This is a genomic window from Sporosarcina sp. FSL K6-1522 (genome assembly GCF_038622445.1).
In the GTDB taxonomy this organism is placed as follows: domain Bacteria; phylum Bacillota; class Bacilli; order Bacillales_A; family Planococcaceae; genus Sporosarcina.
This window is the reverse complement of the sequence record NZ_CP152019.1, coordinates 1,329,507-1,351,889: the sequence shown is the minus strand read 5'-3', so window position 1 is coordinate 1,351,889 and position 22,383 is coordinate 1,329,507. Positions and strand designations below refer to the sequence as shown.

At 39.1% G+C, this 22,383-nt stretch carries 22 protein-coding genes; 3 read left to right on the top strand and 19 right to left on the bottom strand.

The window, feature by feature from the left end; translation table 11 throughout:
* Window positions 1-222: 222 nt before the first annotated feature.
* From MKY34_RS06565 to MKY34_RS06535, 7 genes are all read right to left on the bottom strand, one after another.
* Complete coding sequence (locus MKY34_RS06565) at window positions 223-645, bottom strand: DinB family protein (protein ID WP_342514404.1); 423 nt, start codon at window positions 643-645, stop codon at window positions 223-225.
* Window positions 646-670: 25 nt separating this feature from the next.
* Window positions 671-1,180, bottom strand: a complete 510-nt coding sequence (locus tag MKY34_RS06560) for a heme iron utilization protein (protein ID WP_342514403.1) — start codon at window positions 1,178-1,180, stop codon at window positions 671-673.
* Between the two features lie 23 nt (window positions 1,181-1,203).
* Window positions 1,204-1,983: an ABC transporter ATP-binding protein gene (locus MKY34_RS06555; protein ID WP_342514402.1), complete on the bottom strand. Its 780-nt coding sequence runs from the start codon at window positions 1,981-1,983 to the stop codon at window positions 1,204-1,206.
* A gap of 1 nt (window position 1,984) precedes the next feature.
* On the bottom strand, window positions 1,985-2,971 hold the full coding sequence (locus MKY34_RS06550; protein WP_342514401.1) for an iron ABC transporter permease: 987 nt from the start codon (window positions 2,969-2,971) through the stop codon (window positions 1,985-1,987).
* A gap of 15 nt (window positions 2,972-2,986) precedes the next feature.
* Window positions 2,987-3,970: a helical backbone metal receptor gene (locus tag MKY34_RS06545; protein WP_342514400.1), complete on the bottom strand. Its 984-nt coding sequence runs from the start codon at window positions 3,968-3,970 to the stop codon at window positions 2,987-2,989.
* Window positions 3,971-4,511: 541 nt separating this feature from the next.
* Window positions 4,512-4,865 carry a hypothetical protein gene (locus tag MKY34_RS06540; protein ID WP_342514399.1) on the bottom strand — a complete coding sequence of 118 codons (354 nt, stop codon included), beginning with the start codon at window positions 4,863-4,865 and terminating at the stop codon, window positions 4,512-4,514.
* Window positions 4,852-5,121, bottom strand: coding sequence for a sigma-70 family RNA polymerase sigma factor (locus MKY34_RS06535; RefSeq protein WP_342514398.1), 270 nt, complete (start codon window positions 5,119-5,121; stop codon window positions 4,852-4,854). The genes MKY34_RS06540 and MKY34_RS06535 overlap by 14 nt, the downstream gene beginning before the upstream one ends.
* A gap of 248 nt (window positions 5,122-5,369) precedes the next feature.
* Between MKY34_RS06535 and MKY34_RS06530 the strand changes: the two genes are divergently transcribed.
* Complete coding sequence (locus tag MKY34_RS06530) at window positions 5,370-6,446, top strand: S-layer homology domain-containing protein (protein ID WP_342514397.1); 1,077 nt, start codon at window positions 5,370-5,372, stop codon at window positions 6,444-6,446.
* A gap of 168 nt (window positions 6,447-6,614) precedes the next feature.
* On the opposite strand, the gene MKY34_RS06525 is transcribed toward MKY34_RS06530, so the two are convergent.
* Entirely contained in the window at window positions 6,615-7,385 is a 771-nt protein-coding gene (locus MKY34_RS06525; protein WP_342514396.1) for a sporulation protein, read from the bottom strand.
* Between the two features lie 371 nt (window positions 7,386-7,756).
* On the opposite strand from MKY34_RS06525, the gene MKY34_RS06520 reads away from it, so the two are divergent.
* Window positions 7,757-8,938: a nucleoside transporter C-terminal domain-containing protein gene (locus MKY34_RS06520; protein ID WP_342514395.1), complete on the top strand. Its 1,182-nt coding sequence runs from the start codon at window positions 7,757-7,759 to the stop codon at window positions 8,936-8,938.
* An 85-nt stretch (window positions 8,939-9,023) separates the two neighbouring features.
* Here the strand turns inward: MKY34_RS06520 and MKY34_RS06515 are convergent, their stop codons facing one another.
* The 4 genes from MKY34_RS06515 to MKY34_RS06500 form a co-directional block, all read right to left on the bottom strand.
* Entirely contained in the window at window positions 9,024-9,401 is a 378-nt protein-coding gene (locus tag MKY34_RS06515; RefSeq protein WP_342514394.1) for a hotdog domain-containing protein, read from the bottom strand.
* A gap of 105 nt (window positions 9,402-9,506) precedes the next feature.
* Entirely contained in the window at window positions 9,507-10,493 is a 987-nt protein-coding gene (locus MKY34_RS06510) for an MBL fold metallo-hydrolase (protein ID WP_342514393.1), read from the bottom strand.
* A gap of 118 nt (window positions 10,494-10,611) precedes the next feature.
* On the bottom strand, window positions 10,612-10,830 hold the full coding sequence (locus MKY34_RS06505) for a hypothetical protein (RefSeq protein ID WP_342514392.1): 219 nt from the start codon (window positions 10,828-10,830) through the stop codon (window positions 10,612-10,614).
* A 223-nt stretch (window positions 10,831-11,053) separates the two neighbouring features.
* A complete protein-coding gene (locus MKY34_RS06500) occupies window positions 11,054-11,770 on the bottom strand; it encodes a 3-ketoacyl-ACP reductase (protein ID WP_342514391.1) in 717 nt (238 codons plus the stop codon).
* 321 nt (window positions 11,771-12,091) lie between these two features.
* Between MKY34_RS06500 and MKY34_RS06495 the strand changes: the two genes are divergently transcribed.
* Window positions 12,092-12,472 (top strand): helix-turn-helix domain-containing protein, encoded by a 381-nt coding sequence (locus MKY34_RS06495; RefSeq protein ID WP_342514390.1) that lies wholly within the window; start codon window positions 12,092-12,094, stop codon window positions 12,470-12,472.
* A gap of 294 nt (window positions 12,473-12,766) precedes the next feature.
* Here MKY34_RS06495 and MKY34_RS06490 read toward each other — a convergent pair whose 3' ends face one another.
* The 7 genes from MKY34_RS06490 to MKY34_RS06460 form a co-directional block, all read right to left on the bottom strand.
* The gene (locus MKY34_RS06490; RefSeq protein WP_342514389.1) at window positions 12,767-13,642 is read right to left on the bottom strand and encodes a radical SAM/SPASM domain-containing protein; all 876 of its coding nucleotides are present in this window, start codon (window positions 13,640-13,642) and stop codon (window positions 12,767-12,769) included.
* A gap of 292 nt (window positions 13,643-13,934) precedes the next feature.
* Window positions 13,935-14,588 (bottom strand): SprT family zinc-dependent metalloprotease, encoded by a 654-nt coding sequence (locus tag MKY34_RS06485; RefSeq protein WP_342514388.1) that lies wholly within the window; start codon window positions 14,586-14,588, stop codon window positions 13,935-13,937.
* A gap of 22 nt (window positions 14,589-14,610) precedes the next feature.
* Window positions 14,611-15,531, bottom strand: coding sequence for an MBL fold metallo-hydrolase (locus MKY34_RS06480; RefSeq protein WP_342514387.1), 921 nt, complete (start codon window positions 15,529-15,531; stop codon window positions 14,611-14,613).
* Window positions 15,532-15,675: 144 nt separating this feature from the next.
* Window positions 15,676-18,864: a hypothetical protein gene (locus MKY34_RS06475; protein WP_342514386.1), complete on the bottom strand. Its 3,189-nt coding sequence runs from the start codon at window positions 18,862-18,864 to the stop codon at window positions 15,676-15,678.
* The gene (locus MKY34_RS06470; protein WP_342514385.1) at window positions 18,861-20,291 is read right to left on the bottom strand and encodes a glycosyltransferase; all 1,431 of its coding nucleotides are present in this window, start codon (window positions 20,289-20,291) and stop codon (window positions 18,861-18,863) included. The genes MKY34_RS06475 and MKY34_RS06470 overlap by 4 nt, the downstream gene beginning before the upstream one ends.
* Window positions 20,292-21,332: a HEAT repeat domain-containing protein gene (locus tag MKY34_RS06465; protein WP_342514384.1), complete on the bottom strand. Its 1,041-nt coding sequence runs from the start codon at window positions 21,330-21,332 to the stop codon at window positions 20,292-20,294.
* On the bottom strand, window positions 21,332-22,240 hold the full coding sequence (locus tag MKY34_RS06460) for a response regulator (protein WP_342514383.1): 909 nt from the start codon (window positions 22,238-22,240) through the stop codon (window positions 21,332-21,334). The genes MKY34_RS06465 and MKY34_RS06460 overlap by 1 nt, the downstream gene beginning before the upstream one ends.
* Window positions 22,241-22,383: the final 143 nt, after the last annotated feature.

Below are 22,383 nucleotides of genomic sequence, written 5' to 3'. Positions count from 1 at the left end.
GAAAAATAATATTTTATAGAATCATATAATTTGATTTTTGTAAAAGAAAAGAACTATTTCCGCCTTTAATGTAGGAACCCGTTTAACAAGTGTCTAATCCCTTACACAAAAGAGCGAAAAAACGTTCATTTCATCTAAAAAATGTTTTTCATATAATAAAAAGAGGCTAGATCCTGAAACAATTTCCGCTGTTTCGAGATCTAACCTCTACTTTTCTTTTGTTTAGTTTTGTTCACTCTTCTGAATGAGTGAAATTTGTCCCGCATGAATGCCAGTATGATAAATCAGCCTACCAATCGCTTCTAAAGGTGTCGAGGGTCCCATTCGTGACTCAACAACGGCCTGCCACTGCTCTTCCGGCAATGCCTTCATCGCCTCTACGAGATGTTCGTTAGAGGCAGCTAAGAGCGCAACGAGTTCGTCTAAATTCGTCAAATCCGGCTTTGGTATGCCCTCTACAGGTAGTCCTTTTCCAAAAAACCATTCTGCAAACATATACTCCACTTCCGCCGTATGGTGCAACAACGAACCAATGGAGGATTTCCCTAGTTGTAACTGTAAATCTTGTTCAGGCAACGCCACCGCTATTTTAAAAAAACGACTTCGCGCTGCCTGCCAAACAGGTAGTATTGTAGCAAATGTCATCGCTATTTGCTCCTTCGCTTCAATTTTACGCCTCAACTGTCTTTTTCTTATCTACAACAACATGTGTAAACACATTAGCTTCGAAATCTAAATCGAATGCCATACCGAAGCCTACTACATAGCGGCCTTGTAAAGGTGTTAGTTCAAACAGTGAGAAATCGAGTCCACGTAAAACATCCATTAAATTTGCACCATGGTCAGCCGTAAAGAGTTCGAAAATCTCCTCATGCCCTTCATTGCCGATATTTTTAGGCACACAGCTCCAACGTGCTCGCTCTGTTGCAAAGGTATTTTTTGTTTCAGCCTCGTCTGCAATGAGCAACGCATCGACAAGGTCATTGCGTTCCATGTAGCCATAATGCTCTGCAATCTGACTAATGTAGATATACATCTTGCCATCTTTCTTCACGAAAGGTGCACAACTCGTAAATGGCTTGCCTTTATCATCTAATAAATTCAAAATCAAATTTTTACGACTCTCTACAAATTGCAAATACTTCTCTTTATTTTTCTCTACATCTACTACTTTTTTCATCATTCATTCCTCCAATTTTTTAGTCACCTAGCCGTGCTCAACAAATGAATCCGTGGTTTCTTTTCGGATGGTCGGTATTGAATCTCTGCATCCATGCGATACACCTTCCGAATCATATCTGTCGTCATCACTTCATTTGGCGTGCCAGACATCACTTTTTCACCCGCTTGTACGACTACAATGTTATCGCTATAGCAAGCTGCCTGATTGAGATCATGTAGCACCATCACAATCGTCATACCCATTTCCTCGTTCAGTTCACGCACAAGTTCTAACACCTCATGCTGATGAGAGATGTCCAAGTAGGTTGTCGGTTCATCCAAAAATAAAACTTTAGGTCGTTGGGCTAATGCCATCGCAATCCAAGCGCGCTGCGATTCGCCACCTGACAACGAAGCAACGGTCCGATCCTTATAGGCCGTCAAATGCGTTCGTTCAAGCGCCCAATGGACAATGTCCATATCCTCCTGGTTGAGTTTTTCAAACCATCGCTTATGTGGATAACGCCCATAAGCCACCAAGTCCACAACCGTCATATCGTTAGGCGCCTGGTTTTTCTGACTGAGCATACACATTTTACGTGCCACTTGTTTCGCACTCATCGACTTCAAGTTTGCACCTTCAAATTTTACTGAGCCCTCATGATAAGGGATATGCCGCGCCACCGCTTTCAGCAATGTCGATTTCCCCGAACCGTTCGGCCCAATGATAGACAGTACTTCTCCTTGATTGACCGTAAAAGAAAAGTTCTCAATGACATTTTTCTGTTCATAGCGAATGGACACGGAATCTACAGTAAACATGCTAAAATGCACTCCTTCTCATCAAGTATAAAAAGTATGGGGCACCGATAACCGCCATCAGAATGCCCGCGGGTATTTCCAATGGCGCAAACAATGTGCGTCCGCCCGTATCTGCCAGCAATAACACAAGCGCGCCAAGCGCCATGCTCATCGGCAATAAATACTTGTAGTTAGAACCAACTAACAAACGAGCCATATGTGGTACGACAAGACCAACAAAACCAATCATGCCGATTGCCGCTACAGAAATCGCTGCTAAGAAAACAGCTAAGATTGATAGCAAAATCCGAATACGATTGACATTCTCTCCAAGATTCGATGCAACCTGGTCTCCCATGCGAATGACATTGGCCTTACGGATTGCAAAAATGGATAAGATCCAACCCACAATCGCATACGGGAAAACCATCCACAAAGCTTGATTGCCTTTCGCTGCTAAACTCCCGTTTAACCATTGAACAGCAGAAGGTAATCGATCGCTATAAATAATGGACAAATATCCGACAACGCCGCCACATAAAGCATTCACCGCAACTCCGGATAAGATAATCGTAATCGGGGAAATACCATTACGGCGCCATGCTAATGCATAAACAAGCGTCGCCGCAATAAGCCCACCTACAAAAGCCGCAATTGGAATGAACTGCGTATATTCTGGTGCCGCCAGCATAATCATTAATACAAAAACCGCCGCACCACTCGTCACACCTGTTAAACCTGGATCTGCGAGTGGGTTGCCCATGACAGCTTGCAATAAAGCACCCGAAATTGCGATATTAGCGCCGATGATCATTGCTAATAGCACGCGTGGCAAACGGATATTCCAGATGATTGTGTCGTTCGTACTGGCTGTTGAACTAAATAAGGTTTTCACAATGTCTGGAACAGCTATTGTCACGCTGCCCAAGCCAATCGCGATAATTCCGGCAACGATTGCCAATAGAAATGTCACACCAACAATCGTTCGACTGCGAGATGTATTGATCACTTGCTGATCCCTCTTTTATTCATAAAAATAGTTTGCAATTTGTGTCAATGCTTGTTCAGCATTACTGATAGACGTCACACCAAACACGTCATAATCAAGAATATGAACATTGTCGTTTTGATAAGCAGAGAGCTTTGTCCACGTATCATTGCTTTCCACTTCTTTTTGGAACATATCTTCAGATGCACCATGATCACCAGAAGCTAAGACAAGAATGATATCTGGATCTGCGACGACAACGTCTTCCATATTGATCGGTGAATATGTATCTGTCACTTTCAATACGGAAGTTGCGATATTATCCGCACCCAGTTTACTCACCAAACTCCCTACATACGAACGTTCACTCATCACCATGAACGAATCAGCTGTACCAATCATTAACATAACACTTGGTAACTCCTTGCCCTTCGCTTGTTCCTTTAACTCATTTTCCTTATCTAATAAGGAGCTCAACACTTTATTCATTTCATCTGTTTTATTGAAATACGTGCCAAGTGCTTTAAAGCTTAACTTCAAATCGTCAAATGAATCTGTTGGTAAGTAAGCCGTTGCTAAATCAATGCCTTCCAAACTTTTATCCAATGTGCTGCGTAGCGATTCAGCACCGAGCACCAAATCAGGTGTAAGGTCTGTGACAACTTCAAGATCTGGCTGCATAGGCGAACCGATACGCGCAATCGCATCGAAATCCGCTGGAATCGGATTCGTTGAAGTAGGTACACCAACTGGTGTCACACCAAGCACATGTAGCATTTCTGTTAAAGGAACCGACGTTGTAATCACTCGTTCAGGCACTTCTGTTGGAAATTGGCTCAATGCTTCGTCAAACTCCGCTTGATCGATGCCATCATTCTCCAAGCTCAATTTGTCTTCGACTTGAGGACTTTCACTCTTCGTTCCTTCTTCTTTCTTCGTGTCTTTCTCAGTCATCCCTGATGAACATGCAGTCATTAAAGCGACTACACTAATTAAGAAAACAGCTAAAAACTTTCTCATTATGTACCCCCCGTATATGTATAATGCCAAGATCATTATCAACAACACCAAGTTTAATTGATAATGATTTTCAATTTCATTAGTAATGATAACGGTTATCATTCTCGTTTGTCAACGACTATTGTCATTTACCCACTTATCTTCCAATAGAAAAAGCCTTTAACAGGGGCGTTAAGGGCTTTCTACAGAAATATTTCTAGTTGAGAATGGTTGGAGAGCAGATACTTTCGTTTTCTTCCTTACCATAAAGCTTCATTAACAGAATCTTCCTCTTGGAGTTCTAAATAATATGGGCTAAGTGTCAATATGACATATGCTGCACCAGAGGCATTCACAACAATGCCTAGCAGTATGTTATCAAACAGGTAGGGCATGATTACTATGAAAGGCATCATCATATTAAGCATTCCCCCTCTGAATAAAGGTTTTTTCGTTCGGTACTGCTTCTGGCCACAGTGAGACATGTCATTTTGCTATTTCTTATACTTCGCTTCAATTAATCCCTATATGACCATTCCTCACTGCATTTCACGCAAACAGGTCAGCCTTTTCGAAGTTTTCTCTTGACCAATGTACGCAATATAATAAAGAAGCTTACGGAGAGAAGTGTTTTCAAAAAATCATTATTTAGAATCGACCAAATCGAAGTGGATACAGGTTCTAGTGTTGCAGCACTTTGCGATTTACTTGTAAACTCGCCCACTTGCCATAACAAATAACCGAAGCCCAATACGAAAATCGTAAACGTTGCGAGCACAAATCGATACTGCAGATGGATGCGCCTTTTTTGGTTATGTACACTCGCTCTCGCTATCTTGGCAATTCGCTGTTTTTTCTCTTCGAATAGCGATATAAACTGTAACTCCTGTTGAAGATTTTTCTTAAATTGATTCATGGCGCAATTCCTCCCATTCATAATCAATTAGTCGATTCGCTAGCTGCTTTCGTGCTCGTTGTAATCTCGTTCGTATTGTCGCTTCTGGACAAGCTACTAATTTTGCAATTTCCACCGTCGTCATTTCCTCAAAATAATAGAGTATAAGTACTTCATGAAACGTCACTGACAATGTAAACAAAGCCTCTACTAATTCACGCTTCTCTACCTTCTCAAGCACAGCACGCTCGGGCGTATGACTTGTATGCTTTCTCAAACAACACCAGTCGCTTAGTTTTTCACATACAAATAGGCGACACGCAACAAATAATCGCCATGCTCAGCAATGATTTCTTTAATTTTCGCCACACCCTCACCTACCTTCCCACTACTGACGGTTCTCATAGTGTTTCCGATTCATCCTTACATCATTTCTTTTTTTCACCGTGATTTTATCAAAAACACCAAACAAATCTACATATTTCTATGTTATAGTAAAATTATCATATTATGGGAGGTTGTTTTATGAAAAAGGTGTTAATGGCACTCATCCTGTTATTAGCTTTATTTATCGGTCCCATGCAAGAACAATCCGTTGAAGCGGCAAGTAAATCGTTTAAAGATGTGACAAACACACATCCAAATAAGAAGGAAATCGATTACTTAGTTGAGATGAATATCATCAAAGGATATCCAGATGGCAGTTTTAGACCTGGGAATACAGTTACGAATGGACAGGCTGCTATTATGGTAGCAAGAGCTTTAAAGCTAAACCTTAATGGACGTCCAAATCCAAACTTCTCAGATGTCTTCTCGACAACGAGTGGATTTAAAGAAATTGCTGCTTTAGTCGATGAAAAAATCATTCCAAAAGAACAGAAATTCAACCCCTCTTCACCCATTTCACGCGAGACAATGGCACGCATGTTAGTCAACGCTTTTAAACTAGAAGGCGTACACCACGTCAACTTTTCCGATGTACCGCCTAACTACTGGGCATATTCATACATTACGAAACTTGCTGCCAATCAGGTGACAACTGGCTACGCTGATGGAACGTTTGGACCTAAAACCGCTGTAACACGTGGACATTTTTCAGCATTTATAGCAAGAGCCTTAAACCCTGCGTATAAACCTGGAAAAAGCATCGTACGCGGTGTGAATTTCGATATGACTGTTCGTCAAGTTGAAAAAATGGAATCTGCACGATTACTAGGGAAAGAAAGCGAAGCAAATATCACCGTTCTGACATATGAAACTGTACGCTTTGGCTACTACGCACATTTAAATTATTATTTTGAAGACGGAAAACTACTCTATATTTTATATGATTTCCTACCCGATCAAGACGACTATAATACATGGGAGGAAATGACCTATATGCATGATGCACTTCATGTAGAGGCGGTTAAGGAGTTAGGCGATGATTATTTCTATCACTCCGACAATTACTCAAGCATAATCGCCAACTGGGAGAAAGATCACTACTCCGCCTTACTGCTAGTCGATGATGAAGATTATTATACTGCCGCAAGGTTACTGTATTATAAAAACACCTTCACGTTGCATGAAACACTCGCTGATTTTTCAAGTATCGAGTAAGAACAAAAGCACTGGAGCTTAGACGGATAATTTCCATGTACTTAGTCCACAGCACGGGGATTTTTATAGTTCTTATATAAACACAAAATCGCTCCGCCGGCATTGTGCCAGTGGAGCGATTTATGTTTTTACAAGCGAGTGACTAGCATCAAACAAAACTGCGTTTCCTCACATATGCTTTGCGATGACTTGTTTAAGCTTCTCATCTAGATTCGGTACATCTTGCGCTGTCACAGTTAGTCGAATATGACTTTCATCCATTTCAAGCGCCTCTGCTAAAAAGCTTCCTAACCCTCTTACTTTTCGGTCTACCTGTAGAAGCAGCTCTGCGGACTGGGCAGATTGAGAAAGGAATACGACTTCCAATTCGTCTAAACGACCTCGGAAAACCCCACTTGTCGGAACAAATTCAAACTCCTGAACAAATGGATAGTGACTGCGCATATTCCTAGCAGCCTGCTCACACTCTGCTTTTCGTAACTTAAATCCTAATTGTTCCACTTCTCCTAAGATACGCGTCGCAAGTTGGGTCGGGCGGACATTTATATAATCCTGATCTTCCGGATCCACGGCATTTTTAATAGCTAGACCAGTCCCCACCCACACTTTTGTTTTTCCATACGTAACTGGTGTTTCGGCAGGTAGCCGCATGGAAAATGGAATCGATTTCGTTTCGTCTGGTCCAATTGTAAAGGGGTCATTGATCTTATGTTTAATCACTGAAGCAACATCTGTGTATTTTTTATCATTCGACTCACGGATATAAGTCGTATAGACGGTTAAATAAATAGAGTCGATTTGTTGCTCGATTTTGCCACCGTATATTTCAACTTTTCCTGTCATGATCTCACCGGCAGTATACTCCGACTTCTCCAATTTCGTATCCACTTTCGCTCCACCTATACCGAAACTTCCTAGTACTTTATTGAAAAACGACATGTATAGACCTCCATTTTTATTATGTTCGATTAGTATACGAACCTTACAGATAAAAAGTTTCACTTTATTCAGTATTACGCTATGCCTGTATTTCAGCTGCTAAAGGAAGCAAGTAGCTACGAATCCCGCGTCTATAATTGCCCTTCAAAGGGAATGATACAAAAGAAAAAACGCCAAATTTAGACTCATACAACTATTGTCAAATACATTGACATTTAGAAATGAAGGCTTATACTAAACTTGTGTTTAGTTTGCAAACTTTTGTCTGAAGGTAATGTAAATTCAGGAAAATGAGCAATTTAATATACGTAGACTTTATAAACGTTGGCTCATCTCACATAATGTAAGCGTTGACAATAAGGGGGATTCACTTGAATTTTATTTTCTTAATAACGGGGGTTTTACTCGTTTTTGCTATTGCCTTTTTAGTTAGTAATGATCGCAAAAAGATAAAGTATAAACGTATTCTGCTCATGTTAGCTATCCAAATCGTATCTGTCTACGCCATGACAAATACAGATGTCGGTCTCATAGTAATTACCAAAGTGGGCTTATTTTTTGAAAACTTATTGGCCATTGCGGATACAGGAATTCAATTTGTATTTGGTGGTATGGTTAATGAAGGGGCATCCACGTTTTTCTTTGTAGCGCTGTTACCACTTGTATTCATGGCTGTGTTAATCGGCATATTGAACTACATAAAAGTACTGCCATTCATCATTAAATACTTGGGGTTATTACTCAGTAAAGTCACAGGGATGGGTAAACTTGAAAGCTATTTTGCCGTTTCAACGTCCGTGCTTGGGCAACCCGAAGTGTTCTTAACCATCTCCAAACAAATTCCGCACCTCTCTCAAAAAAGGCTGTACACCATTTGTACATCTGCGATGAGTGCCATCAGTATGGCGATGGTGGGCGCTTATATGACGATGATTGAGCCAAAGTTTGTTGTAACAGCTGTTGTACTCAATATCTTTAGTGCACTGATTGTCGCAAATATTATTAACCCATATGATTTAGACGAAAAAGAGGATTTAATAACAATCGAAGAAAATAAACGCGTTCCCTTTTTCCAAATGATTGGCGATAGCGTAATGGATGGCTTCAAAATTGTCATTGTCGTTGCGGCGATGCTCTTAGGATTTATTGCCTTAATGGAATTGGTGAATGTCATGTTCCAAAGCGTATTCCACATTTCCTTCCAAACAGTTATTGGTCATATTTTTGCGCCGGTCGCCTTCTTAATGGGTGTTCCATGGGCAGAGGCTGTACAAGCAGGTGGCATTATGGCGACCAAGCTGATTACAAACGAATTTGTCGCGATGTTGAATTTCGGTGAAGTTTCAACTACCCTTTCTGACAAAACCGTTGCTATTGTTTCCGTGTACTTAGTGAGCTTTGCAAACTTCGGTACTGTAGGTATTGTGTCAGGTTCCATCAAATCCATCAGTGAAAAACAAGGCAACTACGTTTCAAAATTTGCGTTAAAACTGCTATTAGGTGCAACACTTGCTTCTGTTATTTCAGGTACGATGATTGGGCTAATAATGTAATTTGAAGTGAAAAATCCCTGATCCATTACACCAACGTAATGAATCAGGGATTTTTTCGCCCCCGCGGGAATTCCACTAAGAAAAGTCAAAGGATGACACCTGCAAAATTCCCTTTTAATACTTCTTTTCCATGCTGATTTTCGCATAGAAAGGATGTAATAATAGCCGTTCTGTTCTTTTCTTGCCTTTCGTATTTCTCAATTGTCACTTCACAAATGATCGTATCCCCCGTAAACACAGGTCTTAAAAACTCAAAATTCATCGTACGTGCTAATACGTTATGATCTCCCCCTACTTTTGTTGGTAGAGTTGCCGTTAGTAACCCTTGAACGACAAGTCTTCCTTGTTCGTCTGGGGTCATATGATGAATACCCACATCACCCGAAAGCTCTGTAAACACTTCAACATCCTTTGCTGTAAAAGTTCGTTCAAACGCAATGACACCGCCCACTTCTAATGTCATATCAATCTCCCCCTTGAAGCTGTTATGCTGTACGGCTGAAAGTAACGCGAGTATTGAAATAACTCACAGCAGAATTCAACACTTTTCTATTCTCTTCCACTTGATTTAGTTAGGTGAGAGCACATTGTAATTCCAGTCTTTCGGCTTGATATTCTTATGCATCCACTCTTCTTGCGGCGCTTCGTATGGGGCGGTAGCGATCAACCGATTATTATGCCAGCCTGCCGCACCGGAGCGAATCATTTCATCCAACAAGATTGGAATAAATTCTTCCGGCTGAAGCTGGAATGAGTGGCGTGCAAAGTCTTGAAACCAACCACAGGTTAATAGGTAATTATCAATTTCTTCTTTTACCAATCCATTTTTGATCATTAATGTAAATGAGAAAATCCTTTTACACGCATGCCATGAAATTTTTTCTGGCGTACTTAGCCATTTTTCCATGCGTCCCCTTGCCGCATCGATAGCAGCCAATGGATTCTCGATTTTAGGTCCATGTCCTGAATAGGCTTGCCCGATTCGAAGCTTAGACAGCCGATCTAGGCTTTCGATTGAACGTTGGATAGATGCAACACCTTCGCGAAAGATGTTTAACCAGCCGATATCCTGTTTGTGAAAAAGATCCCCACAAATTAGAATCTCTTCTTCAGGTTCATACAAGGAAATATGCCCTAATGTATGTCCTGGTGTGTGCAGGACTTTCAAAGTACTACTTCCCGTATGAATCTCATCGTTATCCGAGAGCTTTCTATCGACTCGATAAGGTTCTATAGGCTGATCTAACCATTCTGCAGCACAAGCTTCGGAATCGCCTATATTTATTAAATCGGCTTCCCATTTATGAGCAGCAATCTGAACACCATACTTTTTTTGAAGATGATAATTGCCTCCCACATGATCACTATGATAGTGCGTGTTCACAATAAGGTGTAACTCTTCTGGAGAAACGCCGGTCCCTTTCATTAATCGTTCTGTCTCTGCCGCTTCACTTCCAAAACCACTGTCAATCAGAATAGGGAGCTGATCTTTAATAAGAACCATGTTTGCACTTGGAAACTTTCTTTCAAAGAAAATAATATCGGATTTTTTCACAAGCTATTCCTCCTTATATTCAATGATTACACAACTGCGATTGAGCGTTCACTCAATTATAGCACCTAACCATAGAATATTCAGATTATTTTCCATTCATTTAGATGCGACACCAACTTCACGACAGAAATTGATGCATTTTTTTAGTAATAGAAGATTCAATCTGTTTTAATTGCTTTCCATCAAGTTTAGTTGAAGGCTGCGGATTAAACCAGTTGATACGGCCTTCATAATAGAGCCCTTGATAATCATTCCCTCCACAGTTTACCGAAAATGAAAACCGTTCATGAATTTGATTTTGAAATAATGCTTTCGTAATTTGAAATGTAGATAGCATAAGAATAACCTCCGTTTTTTTATTGTTAACGTATTTGTTAGCCGTTCTGTATGTATAGAATAACGCTTATAAATGAGTGCAACCTGTGATAAAAATGAAAGTTTGATGAGAGATTGATTTGTGTATTCAAAAAGGCACCTCGTTCAAATTTGCTTTTGAACAAGGTACCTTTTTTCAGTTTGATAAAATTTGCTGTCGTGAACTTATTCTGAGCATTGTTCTATTAAGGGTTTGTCGACCAAAGTCCAGCATGTTTTAAGACAACACGTGGATGAAGTTTTAGCTGTGCAACCATTAATTCTGCTAAATCTTCTGCTTGCATTACATTTTCTGGATTACCGTCTGTTAAGTTTAGATCAACAGCCATTTCAGTCGCAACCGTACTTGGCGTTAATGTTGTCACACGAATATTTTTCTTACGTACTTCTAGCATTAATGACTCACTTAGTCCAATAACTGCAGCTTTTGAAGCTGAGTATGCACTTGTTACTGGTGCACCTTTTTGACCAGCTGTTGATGAGATATTAATGATATCACCTGTGTTGCGCTCGATCATTTCCGGTAATATCGCATGTGTTGTGTAGTACACACCTTTTACGTTGACATCGATAATGTTTGTCCATTCTTCAGGCGTTAAATCCATGAAGCTACCAAACTTTGCAATGCCGGCATTATTTACTAAAATGTCAATTGCACCTAGTTCGCCACGAATTGATTCAACTGCTACTGTGATAGAGTCTAAATTTGCTACATCCGCTGCGGCGATTGCTACCTTCACATCATACTGTTTAAGCTCCTCTGCAACTTGTTGTAAATTTTCAAGCGTACGTCCAACAAGGCCTACGTGAATACCTTCCTGCGCAAAAGCGATTGCTGTTGCACGTCCAATTCCACGCCCCGCTCCTGTAATTAATGCTACTTTTCCTGTAATTGTTTGCATGTTTTTTTACTCCTTTAGGTTAAGATATATTTATTATTCTTGGAATAACGTGTATTAAACAAAACTAATACTTGAGTAAGATGCGTTTGAAAATCCGTGACATCCACCGGAAGCTTCATCTTCATTCAGCGAGAGTTTTAACACCTGCTAAATGAAGTTAAAAACTTTCTAATGGTATAATGAATTAAGCGGTTTTACTCGGAGTGATTCGTCTGTAAGACTATCTTCATTCTACATACAATCTTCTCTATTGTGAAGAACGCACTTTTTTGTGCGGAGGTTACCAAATGGTTACTACTATAACAAAGGGAGTTTATGTCCATGACAGATGCATTAAGAAAAGAGGTCCAAGAAAGAATATTAAATCATGATTATCATTGTGAAAAAGAACTGACCTTATCGATTATTAGTGGGAAATGGAAAGTTGTGATCTTGTGGCATTTAGGTGTAGAAGGAACACATCGATTCAGCGAGCTTCAAAACCTCTTCCCAAAAATATCCCATAAAGTACTAACAAATCAATTGCGCGACCTGATAGAAGATGGAATTGTTCATCGAGAAGTGATTCCAGAAGTTCCTCCGAAAGTCGAATATTCAATGACTGAACTGGGAATAACGTTATTGCCAATCGTTGAGATGATGTATGAATGGGGTAAAAACCGAATAGATCAAATCAAACAAGAGAACGATTATTTAGAGTGATCAATTACGCCTCGGCGTAATTGCGTCCAGATTTTTTTCGAGCTCGCTCGAAAAGCTCCTCTAAAAAATCTGTGACATCCGCCGGAGGCTTTATCTTCGTTCAGCCGGTGTTTGAACACCCACTGAACAGGAAACAAAAACGCATTCATCTCGCCACCTATCAAGGTGGGAGTTTTCTGCTGAATGAAGATAAAAACGAATAAATAAACTAAAGAATCCCACCAACAGCGCTCGGCGCTTGTAAGGCGCCTTCGCTGGAAAGTAGATGAAAATCATATATAGCAATATACTTCGTTAAACCCCAAACTTCTGTCTATATCCGCACTTCCTACACAACTCTTCAACCGCTTCTCTTCTCGAAAAACCATCGACAATATTGTTTGCGCGTTCTCCATCGACAATGTCAGAAAAAGATTGTTCTTTGACATTACCTAAATTAATAACACCTTCTCCATCAAGACAGCAAGGGACAACGGTTCCGTCTACAAGAATCGCTGCTTGACTCCGAAGCCCATGACAAAAGCCTTTGCCATCATCCTCAGGTGCCAGAAGACTAGGCCATTGGAATTCATGGTCTTGATTGAGATAGACGTTCTTTGTAATTTTCACACCTTTACCTGGTTGGACTTTTTCTTCAATTTTGAAGTCCAAGTTATACTCGCTCTCCAAAATCTCCAACGTTTCACGGTTTCTTCTCTTCGCCAGATCATTTCTATGTTCTTGTTGAAGATTCCATAAGCGATACGAAATAATCGTCTTATATTCTTTGGCCTTACGCACAAAATCCAAAATATCGCCCAAATACTTTTCCCGATTTTCAGAGCCTTCATGTCCGTCAAAACTATGTAACGAAAAGTTTATTTGGCGCAAAGCTGGCTTACCGAGTAATTTCTCAGCATTCTTTTTAATAAGCGTCCCATTTGTCGTGATATTCACCTTAAATCCCTTGGCGTGGGCAGCATCCAATAATTGATCGATTCTTGGGTGCATGAGGGGTTCACCTTTAACATGCAGATAAATATATTTCGTGTGCGGCCTAATCTGATCCAAGATGGCATTAAATGCATCTAACTTGATAATCTTTGGTTCTCGAATCGTTGGTGGACAGAAGCTACAAGCAAGGTTACACACGCTTATGATTTCAACATATACTTTTTTAAATGTCTTCAATACTTATTCACCATTCCAGTTCTTTTATCTTTATTCAGCAAATCTGTTTGTACTGAAAGCGAAGCGTCAGCTACAGAAGACTTCCACCTCTATAGATTTTGAAGCGAATACAGTTCTGTTTTCCTGTTCAGTGGGTGTTCAAATACCCGCGAGGTACGCAGGCTAAGGTCGCCACGTCCTGTGGGCCTCAAGCTCGATTCAAAATCTGGACGCAATTACGCCGAGGCGTAATTGATTAATATATCCTTACTCACTTTAACAAAGTTTACTAGCTTTGAGGGAGTAAACTTTGTTAAAGCGACATTAAATGCCCATGTCTCTCCAAATACGCTTCCTTCTCTTTATAATCCGGCATCACACCGCCAACGCGTCTCCAAAATGAGCGATCATGATTCATATGCAATAAATGACATAGCTCATGGATAACTACATAGTCGATAACGTCAATCGGAGCCATCGCTAGACGATAATTAAAAGTGAGCTTTCGATCCGAACTACAACTCCCCCACTTGGATTTAGACTCCACGATTTCAATAGGTTTAGGTCGAACCTTCAGTTGTTGTTGATAGACTTTTACCCGTGCCTCTACAATTGTCTTACAGCTATTAATATAAAACTTCTTGAGCGTTCTTTTAAATATCTCTTCATCTAACGTACTTGTTTCTATTAATTCATGAAGAAAATGCTCTTTCCCAAGGTATAAGAACTTCCCTTGAGCGTGATATTCTCTGGCCTTAGGCGTTTCTCGAGCTGCTGCAATATCATGGATTTTCTTTACTATCCATTTCCCTTTACTTTCGATTGCACTGACAATCACTGCTTCACTTGTGCCTTTGGGCGCTTTCACCGTTATGAAACCGAACGGATCGATATGAATGGATAGCTTCTTTCGATTTCCATACTGGATATCACATTTTATCATTTCATTGTCAATTTTAACTTTCATAACTTCCCTCTTTTATCTTCATTTATCCTAGCTTAATGGTTTCACCAAGTTTCATAATCGCTAATTTCTCGCTAGCTAGCTTTCTTTTTTCCCACTCAGCCTGTAGTCGATCAAGTGCTTCTTTCGGTGTATCATCAGCTAATCGATAAGCGCCATAATGCATCGGAATCATCACTTTTGAACGCGTATCAATGAAGGCTTTGACCGCATCTTCAGGGCTAACATGCTGAGTAGCCATAAACCATTCCGGCTCATATGCACCAATTGGCATCAAGCAAAAATCAATAGCATACTTGTCCCCGATATCGCGAAAACCTTTGAAATACCCACTATCTCCTACGAAATAGATGGTTTGGGTTGCATCTTGAATCACCCAGCCACCCCAATGAGAGTGATTGGTATCGGTTAGCGTTCTTTTTGACCAGTGTTGAGCTGGCACAAAGGTAACCGTTAAGCCGCCCAGTTGATACTTATTCCACCAATTAAATTCCACCGTTTTGCTGAATCCTTTTCGTTTAAACCAATTCCCAAGTCCGATGGGCGCAAAAAAGGTTGGATTCCCTTTCAGCCTTTTAATAGAAGTATAACTCAGATGATCGTAATGGCTATGTGAAATGAGGACAACGTCGATTGGTGGCAATTCCCTTATCGGAAGCCCAGGAGGTGTTAGTCGTTTATCCATCCCAAGGCGTTTTGCCCAAACTGGATCTGTCAGGATGTTGAGTCCATTTAGTTGAATCAAAAAAGTGGAATGCCCGATCCATGTAATTGTCGGGATTGTTCTATTTTGTTGTAAAAATGGTTCTTCCGTTTTTTCTACCGCCGGTACTTGGTATGATAAATCTTTCTGTTTGCTTTTGCGTTCTTGTCGCCACTGTCGTAACTCTTTAAATGTGGACAGCCCTGCACTTTTATCCATATTTTCATAACGTATCTTTTTCATAAATGGATCCCTCGATTGCATTGTTCGTATTTTTAGTCTAACTTCAGATTGAATGAATGACACCCAATAAGCAATAAAAAAGAACAAGATTTGCACAAGGGCATCTCTTGATCTTCTTTACGTTCTTTTATTGTTTATGTGTACTTAATAATGTAAAAATAGATCTTGAAGCATATAATAAGACTGTTTTAAACGCTCTTCAGATTTTGGCAAATTCCACTTTTCCCAAGTATATCCCTTCAGATCGTTTAACACGTTGCTCTCTATTGCTGGCAGGGAATCCGTTAATTCATCTTGTTCATTAAAATACAATGCACCAATGTTAATTTGCTCAACGAAAGCACTTGCTTCTATACCATCTTTATATAAGTCTCCCATAAATTCTTTTTGGCTCGGATCCTTTGCACGAATTAATAACCATGGAATTCGTAGTTCAATCATCCCATCCTCGGTAATATAATAATCTGCTAAAGAATTATAATCCTCCGATAATGGATTGCTATTCCCTTCCATCAGCTTCCCCGCATCATATGAACTAAAAAGGAGGACTTTATCTTGCTGTGGTAAATAGAGTTCCTTGTTCAAAGCATACTGTTCAATTGTGAATTCTCCACTGTTATTAGAAGGTACAATCGGCTTTGGTTTAAGCAAGTCTAGTGTATGTGCGTATTGATACGTGTAAAAATCATAATACCGATCCACTAATAAGCTCGATTCATTCTTCTTCAGATTAATGATAAATTCCATCCCGTTCGTAAAGGCAATATCCGTTTTCCCATTGATTGTTTTATTCCCCTGATTTGGAACTACATCTAATAGGAAAATGGGGTATCCTTTACTATCAGCATCCTGATCAAGCCTTATATAGAGATACCTTTCATCATGATCAACATATAACGAACGCATATCACCATTCTTTTTCTCATAAAGTGCATCCGCTTTCCAATCTTCGGCATCTCCATCGACATGTATTTTCAGTCGGTCAAAGCTTAGTAGCCCAAACTGTTGCTCATTCGTTTGTGCATTCGACCAAAAAGGACGTCTGTCTGGATTATCATAATCGACTGTATTCCATGTCCGTTTAAACCATTCATCCTGCCATGTAAACACGAGTCCCCCAAGTAATTTTTCAGCCATGATATCTTCAAATAAGCGGGTAATAATTTCACCTTGCTCTGTTTCAGAGTGAAATCCTTGATTCCAGCCAAATGGATTCTCATGCGTTAACCCACGGGATGCCGGAACACCAAATTCCGCAATTAAAACTGGGAGTCGATGCGCTTCATGTAACTCACGTAAATATGCCGCATAGCTATTAAATTCGCCTCGATGATCGACATAGGTTTGATACGATTCCTCAAAGTTCAAGAAATCAGGATAATAAGGGTACACATGATAAGAGGCAAATTGATTGGTTAAATTCATGTCTTCTTTTGTATAAATCACATTCGGATCCACGCCTACTAAATCCTCATCTTCAGACGGCTCTGCTGGATGGTCTAAAATATCTGTCGTCACCCAATTGGTAAAACTCATCGGTCTAATCCAATTATAATTGTCTTTTTCATACTTGACGGTTAAATCCATTTGTTCAGCAAGCCAGTATTCAAAAGCCGTAGCCCCTTTTGTTTCGAAATATTCACCGTCATAGTCACCAATTGTTTGATAGGTTTCATTCGTATTTAGCACCATATGTGGATACCACTCAATTCCAAGAACCCAGCCAATCACATACTCCGATATATCTGCACGATAGACACCAGACGCATGCCCCGCCTTCGCTTCTACGATTTTATTCCCATGAATAACGTCGATCAATGTTGTAATTTCATCCTGAAAGTCTTGTAAATTGACTTCTTCAAAAGCATCTAATGATTCTTCTAACTTCTCTTCATTTATCCAGACGCCATGGAGAAGGTATATTTTCTCATCATGTTTTTCATTGTACCGTTTTAATGCGTTATAAAAACCGGGTGGATGAAGTGTATAGACCCGAATCGAATTGGCATTCATGTCGCCAATTTGTTCAAACCATCGGTAATATTCATCCTCTGTAATCCCCGCCTCTCCAGGAAATGTTCCTGGTTTTGCCATACCGATATTGACACCTTTTATCGTCATCGGGGTCCACTCACCATCTTTTAACACCTCAAAAGAATCATTTTGCACTCTTGCATTATATTGTAATTCGTTTGTTATTTCAGGTGAAACAGTTGTAGCTCCCTTGTCGTTGAAATCCTCTAAAATTTTTTCCATCATCGGAATATATGTAGACCAGTAAAAAGCATCTTCCGAGAATTTTTGACCGATTTTATACAAGTGCTGTAATCCTTTAAATTGATAAAAACTAGGTACTTTTGCAACATCATTATAATCCCCTGCAAAATAATAACTTAACGAATCCCCATGTTCACTTTCTAAAACAGCAGCAAATTGAATCGGTATTTCATTTTTTTCTAATAACTGAATTCCTTGATCCGTAAGATCCCATTTATAATTTGCAAGCACCTTTGTATCATCTTTAGGTGTAACAATATCAAACCAATATTGATAATCTGGACTTTTTGTCAGACCAAATCGCTTGTTCCCTTCCTCTGTAAACACAACGTGTATACCTTTATCCTTGAAATGTTTCTTTTTCTCTAGGACAAAAACTTTCGAAGTCGTATCATTTACCAACACAAATCCTTCACCACTATAATTCCAACTATCTTGAAAGTCATCTACTATCCATTGTGGAATTTCACTATTTTTGTCTGGATCTAATTCATCAAAATAGCGTCCTATCCACCCCGACCATTCGAGTCCTAAATAGTCCGAAACACTTTCTCGTACTCCTTGAGTTGTCGGGGAAGCGAATGTATTATATTCGGCAACTAGTAAACTCTTTTTCTCCTCGTTCAATCGATCGATAATTGCACTCCACTCTTCTTCTTCAAGGCCCCCGTAAATTTTATTGGATCTAGATCCTTCTCTGTCTTTTTCAATCCATGGTAAGTCTTCATCATAGACCCCATATGTATCTGCCAAATAAATGACATCGAAATCAGAGTAATCCGTTGGAAGAGGGTTAATGGTATAACTTTCTTCTTTTTCATTTGGTACAAATCCAAAGTAATCTGCAGAACTATCATATTCTTCATCTTTACTGTTCATATACTTTAAATGGTTCAATACCCACGTAATACCCAAATGTTCTCTATATGTGTCATTCGGCACTGTTTTATCGACAATTGCTATATTCAACTTTTTTTCTGATCCTACAAACCACCAAATGATGGGTATAGCTATAATCAAACAAATACAGATGAAAATCATATAAAATCGCTTCATTCCACTGATCCTTTCTTAGAAAGTCCCTGTCGCTTCATTTGTCCCCATTCTTGTCGCCCTAAAATAAATCGGATTAATCCTTCCATTCTCCAAATTAGCGTTAAAGGCTTATACCAAAACATTTCAGACAAAGACAATACCAACAGACGAAAGAGGTCTTTACTTTTAGGATATGTCTTCATACTCCATGCTTCTAGCAATATAGAAGCAATCGAAAATACAGCACCGTATAAGACAAAAAGCAATAACAATAATATCGCTATTTCGTAATAAATCTGTCCCATGAAAAATGCAATGATAATGTAAATATATCCACCTAATTCAATAATAGGCCCTAAACATTCAATCAACCAAAAATAGGGGAAAGACACCATACCAATCGCGCCGTACCGTGGATTAAACGTCATTCTTTTATGCTTCCATAAGCTTTCTATTAAGCCTTGGTGCCATCTTCTTCTTTGATTTCGTAAAACGGCTAAACTTTCAGGGGCTTCTGTCCAACATACGGGATCAGATACAAACTCAATTCTTTTTTTCAATTTCTTTTCTTTGAGCATTCGATGTAGCTTGACAACTACTTCCATATCTTCACCAATTGTTTGTTTCGAATAGCCTCCAGCTTCAATTACCCATTTTTTCGAAAACACACTAAACGCCCCAGAAATAATGAGTACCAAATTGAATTTACTTAAAGCAATTCTTCCCATTAAGAAGGCCCGTAAATATTCCACGATTTGCATGATAACCAAATAGTTTGATGATAAGTTCGTCTGGAACACAGAGCCTAATTGCACATCATGTCCATTCGCAATTCGAATGTTTCCTCCCGATGCAATCACATCTTCATTCGATAAAATGATTGGTTTCATCACACGTAGCAAAGACTTTTCTTCTAAAATAGAATCTCCATCAATGGAACAAAAGTATGGGTATTTGGAGATGTTAATCCCTGCATTTAACGCATCGGCCTTCCCGCCATTTTCCTTTTCAACTAGAAGTAAATTGGGATGCACTTGGGATTGATAAATATTCAGAATCGGTTCAGTGGAAAGTTGTTCACGTACAATTTTTTGAATCGGTTTCATTTGAAAATGCTTGATGACAGTCCGTTGCGTTTCATCTGTAGAACCATCATTTACAACGACTATTTCCGTTTCTGGATAACGAAGACTAAGTAGAGAATGGATATTATTCACAATCCCTATCTCTTCGTTATAAGCAGGCACGATAATAGAAACAGGCTTCGAATAAATTGCATCGATATAGTCTTCTTCAATATCTTCTTTATTCAATCTATATTGTTTTCGTAGTTGAGTAAAAGCGAAAAGTAGCATGATTGCATACGTTAGAATAACAATAATCATATAAAAAATGATGATGCTACCAAAAAACAGCATCAGTGCATTTAACACAGATGACCAGCTCATTTACTTACTCCCTCCTTCCCATAAAACTTCATTTGCCATATCAATAGCAAACTGATCACTTGCGGTTTCAATAAAACTTTGTAAAATTTCTGCCCCTTGCTTGTCCTTACCGATTGTTTTTGCTGCCTGAGATCGTACCCACCAAGACTCATCCTCCAGCAGTACCTCCAAATAAGGCAAGGAATAAGTGATTGGTAAATTCCCCAATAATTTCGCATGCATTAGGCGCTCTTCCCATATAGGCGAAACGTTAAAGTGTACATATTTTTCCGGATCAATGATAACCCCTAACTCATAAATCGCTTTTAGTGCCCGAATACGAATTTCATCGTTGTTGTGCTCCAATTGGGACTCCAAAAAAGATAAATCATCCATATTTCTTTTTATACCTAAAATATCAATCATGACAAATTTACAAGTATCCGGGAATTCTTCGATTCGATTCAGTAAACCTCTCAAAATCTCTTCATCCACACTGATTAATAACTTCTTATATTCATATTCAGAAAATAGGACAGGTAGAGTCAACAGTTTATCGACAAACTGCTCTTCCTTTAATACTGCATATATTTTTAACAGCTGAAAATGTTCTTCACGAGATAGCTTTTCCCCATCCATTTTCTCGCACTCTTCTACGAGACTATCGATATGAAAATCAACAATTCGTTCCATCGAATTGATGCGTTCACCCCATTTCCGGCTTCTTAACAGTCCCAAGAAATGTTGCTGTAAGTATTGATTTGAAAACAGCTTAACTTTCTCTAAAATTGCAGGTGTAAACAAATTATTTATATAGGACAGAAATAGCTCTTCAACTGCTTGAACTTCAAATTTATTCTTTGGAATTAAGGATGTTTGAAATGGCTCCTCGTCCCTAAAATAGCGATACCACAGCATCTGTTTCTCACGAATATAGGCTTCTTTTTTTCGTAACCCTGAAACTTCCAACATTCGTTTAAAAATCAAATAGCAAGTAAAAGTGGCTAATCCAATAATAAGCACAAAAATCAATCGAAGTAATAATTCTATTGTTAATGTCATTATGACCATAGCCTTTCAAATGTTCGTTTTATTTGTGCTTCGAATAGTCGTAAGTTAAAGGGTTTGATTAAATATTCATCTACACCTTTTTCATATGCATACAGCATATCCACTTCGGATTTTCTTTTCGTCATCATAAAAATCGTGAATTTTTTCTGATTCGGCAATTTTCGTAATGTATGCAGTACTTCTAATCCATTTTTTCTAGGTAATATATCATTCATGATCAATATATGCGTATGGCCAGAATGAAAAAAGCCTGATTCAAGAAATTCATAGCCATCTTTAAATACTTTGATGTCTAAATCAAAATGTTCTACTGCTAGGTCTTGAAGTGAAGTTGTTAATACATTTGAAAATATTTCATTTCCCTCTAAAATGCTTACTTTCACTGTTTCTATCTCTTTCTTCTTGAAGTCAGGGATATATTCAATATGCCAAGCATCTTGTTTCTGAGAATGAGTCAGGCCAGATTTCCCACTTGCTATCAACTGTTTATACGCCACCTGGCTATTTCCTATTTCCGCCACGCTCGCTACCATAGCGGTATCAGGTGTATTCCATAAAGGCAGCTCCTGATTTTGCATATCTGAAAATAATCGGTTGAGAAATGCCGTCGTTTCTTCTTCTCCACTTTGTGACAGCAGAATGCACCACTCACACGGCTTTGCTAATTTGAATAGTAAATCTGTCTGTCTAATTTTACTTTCCAAGTATATAGTCATTTCTTCTTCCACGCGTTGCATCTCGTCCTTACTAAACGCTTCTACATTTTGCACGGATAAGAAAGTTGCGGTCATTGTTGCTCTAGAGCGTACTACTGTGGCTTTTAATACATTAAAAAAGCGTTCCATTTGCATCTCACTTTGTTGGTTTTGACCCGTCCATATATTATCTGACGCTTCCATAATAATTCCCACCAATCTTTATATTCCATTTGCCCATCCTATTATATAAGACATCTCTTACAGAGTGCTTAATCATTTTTTTCCATGCTTCTATTAGATTAAATTGAATGATTATATCTAAGGCAGACAAAAAAGAACAAGAT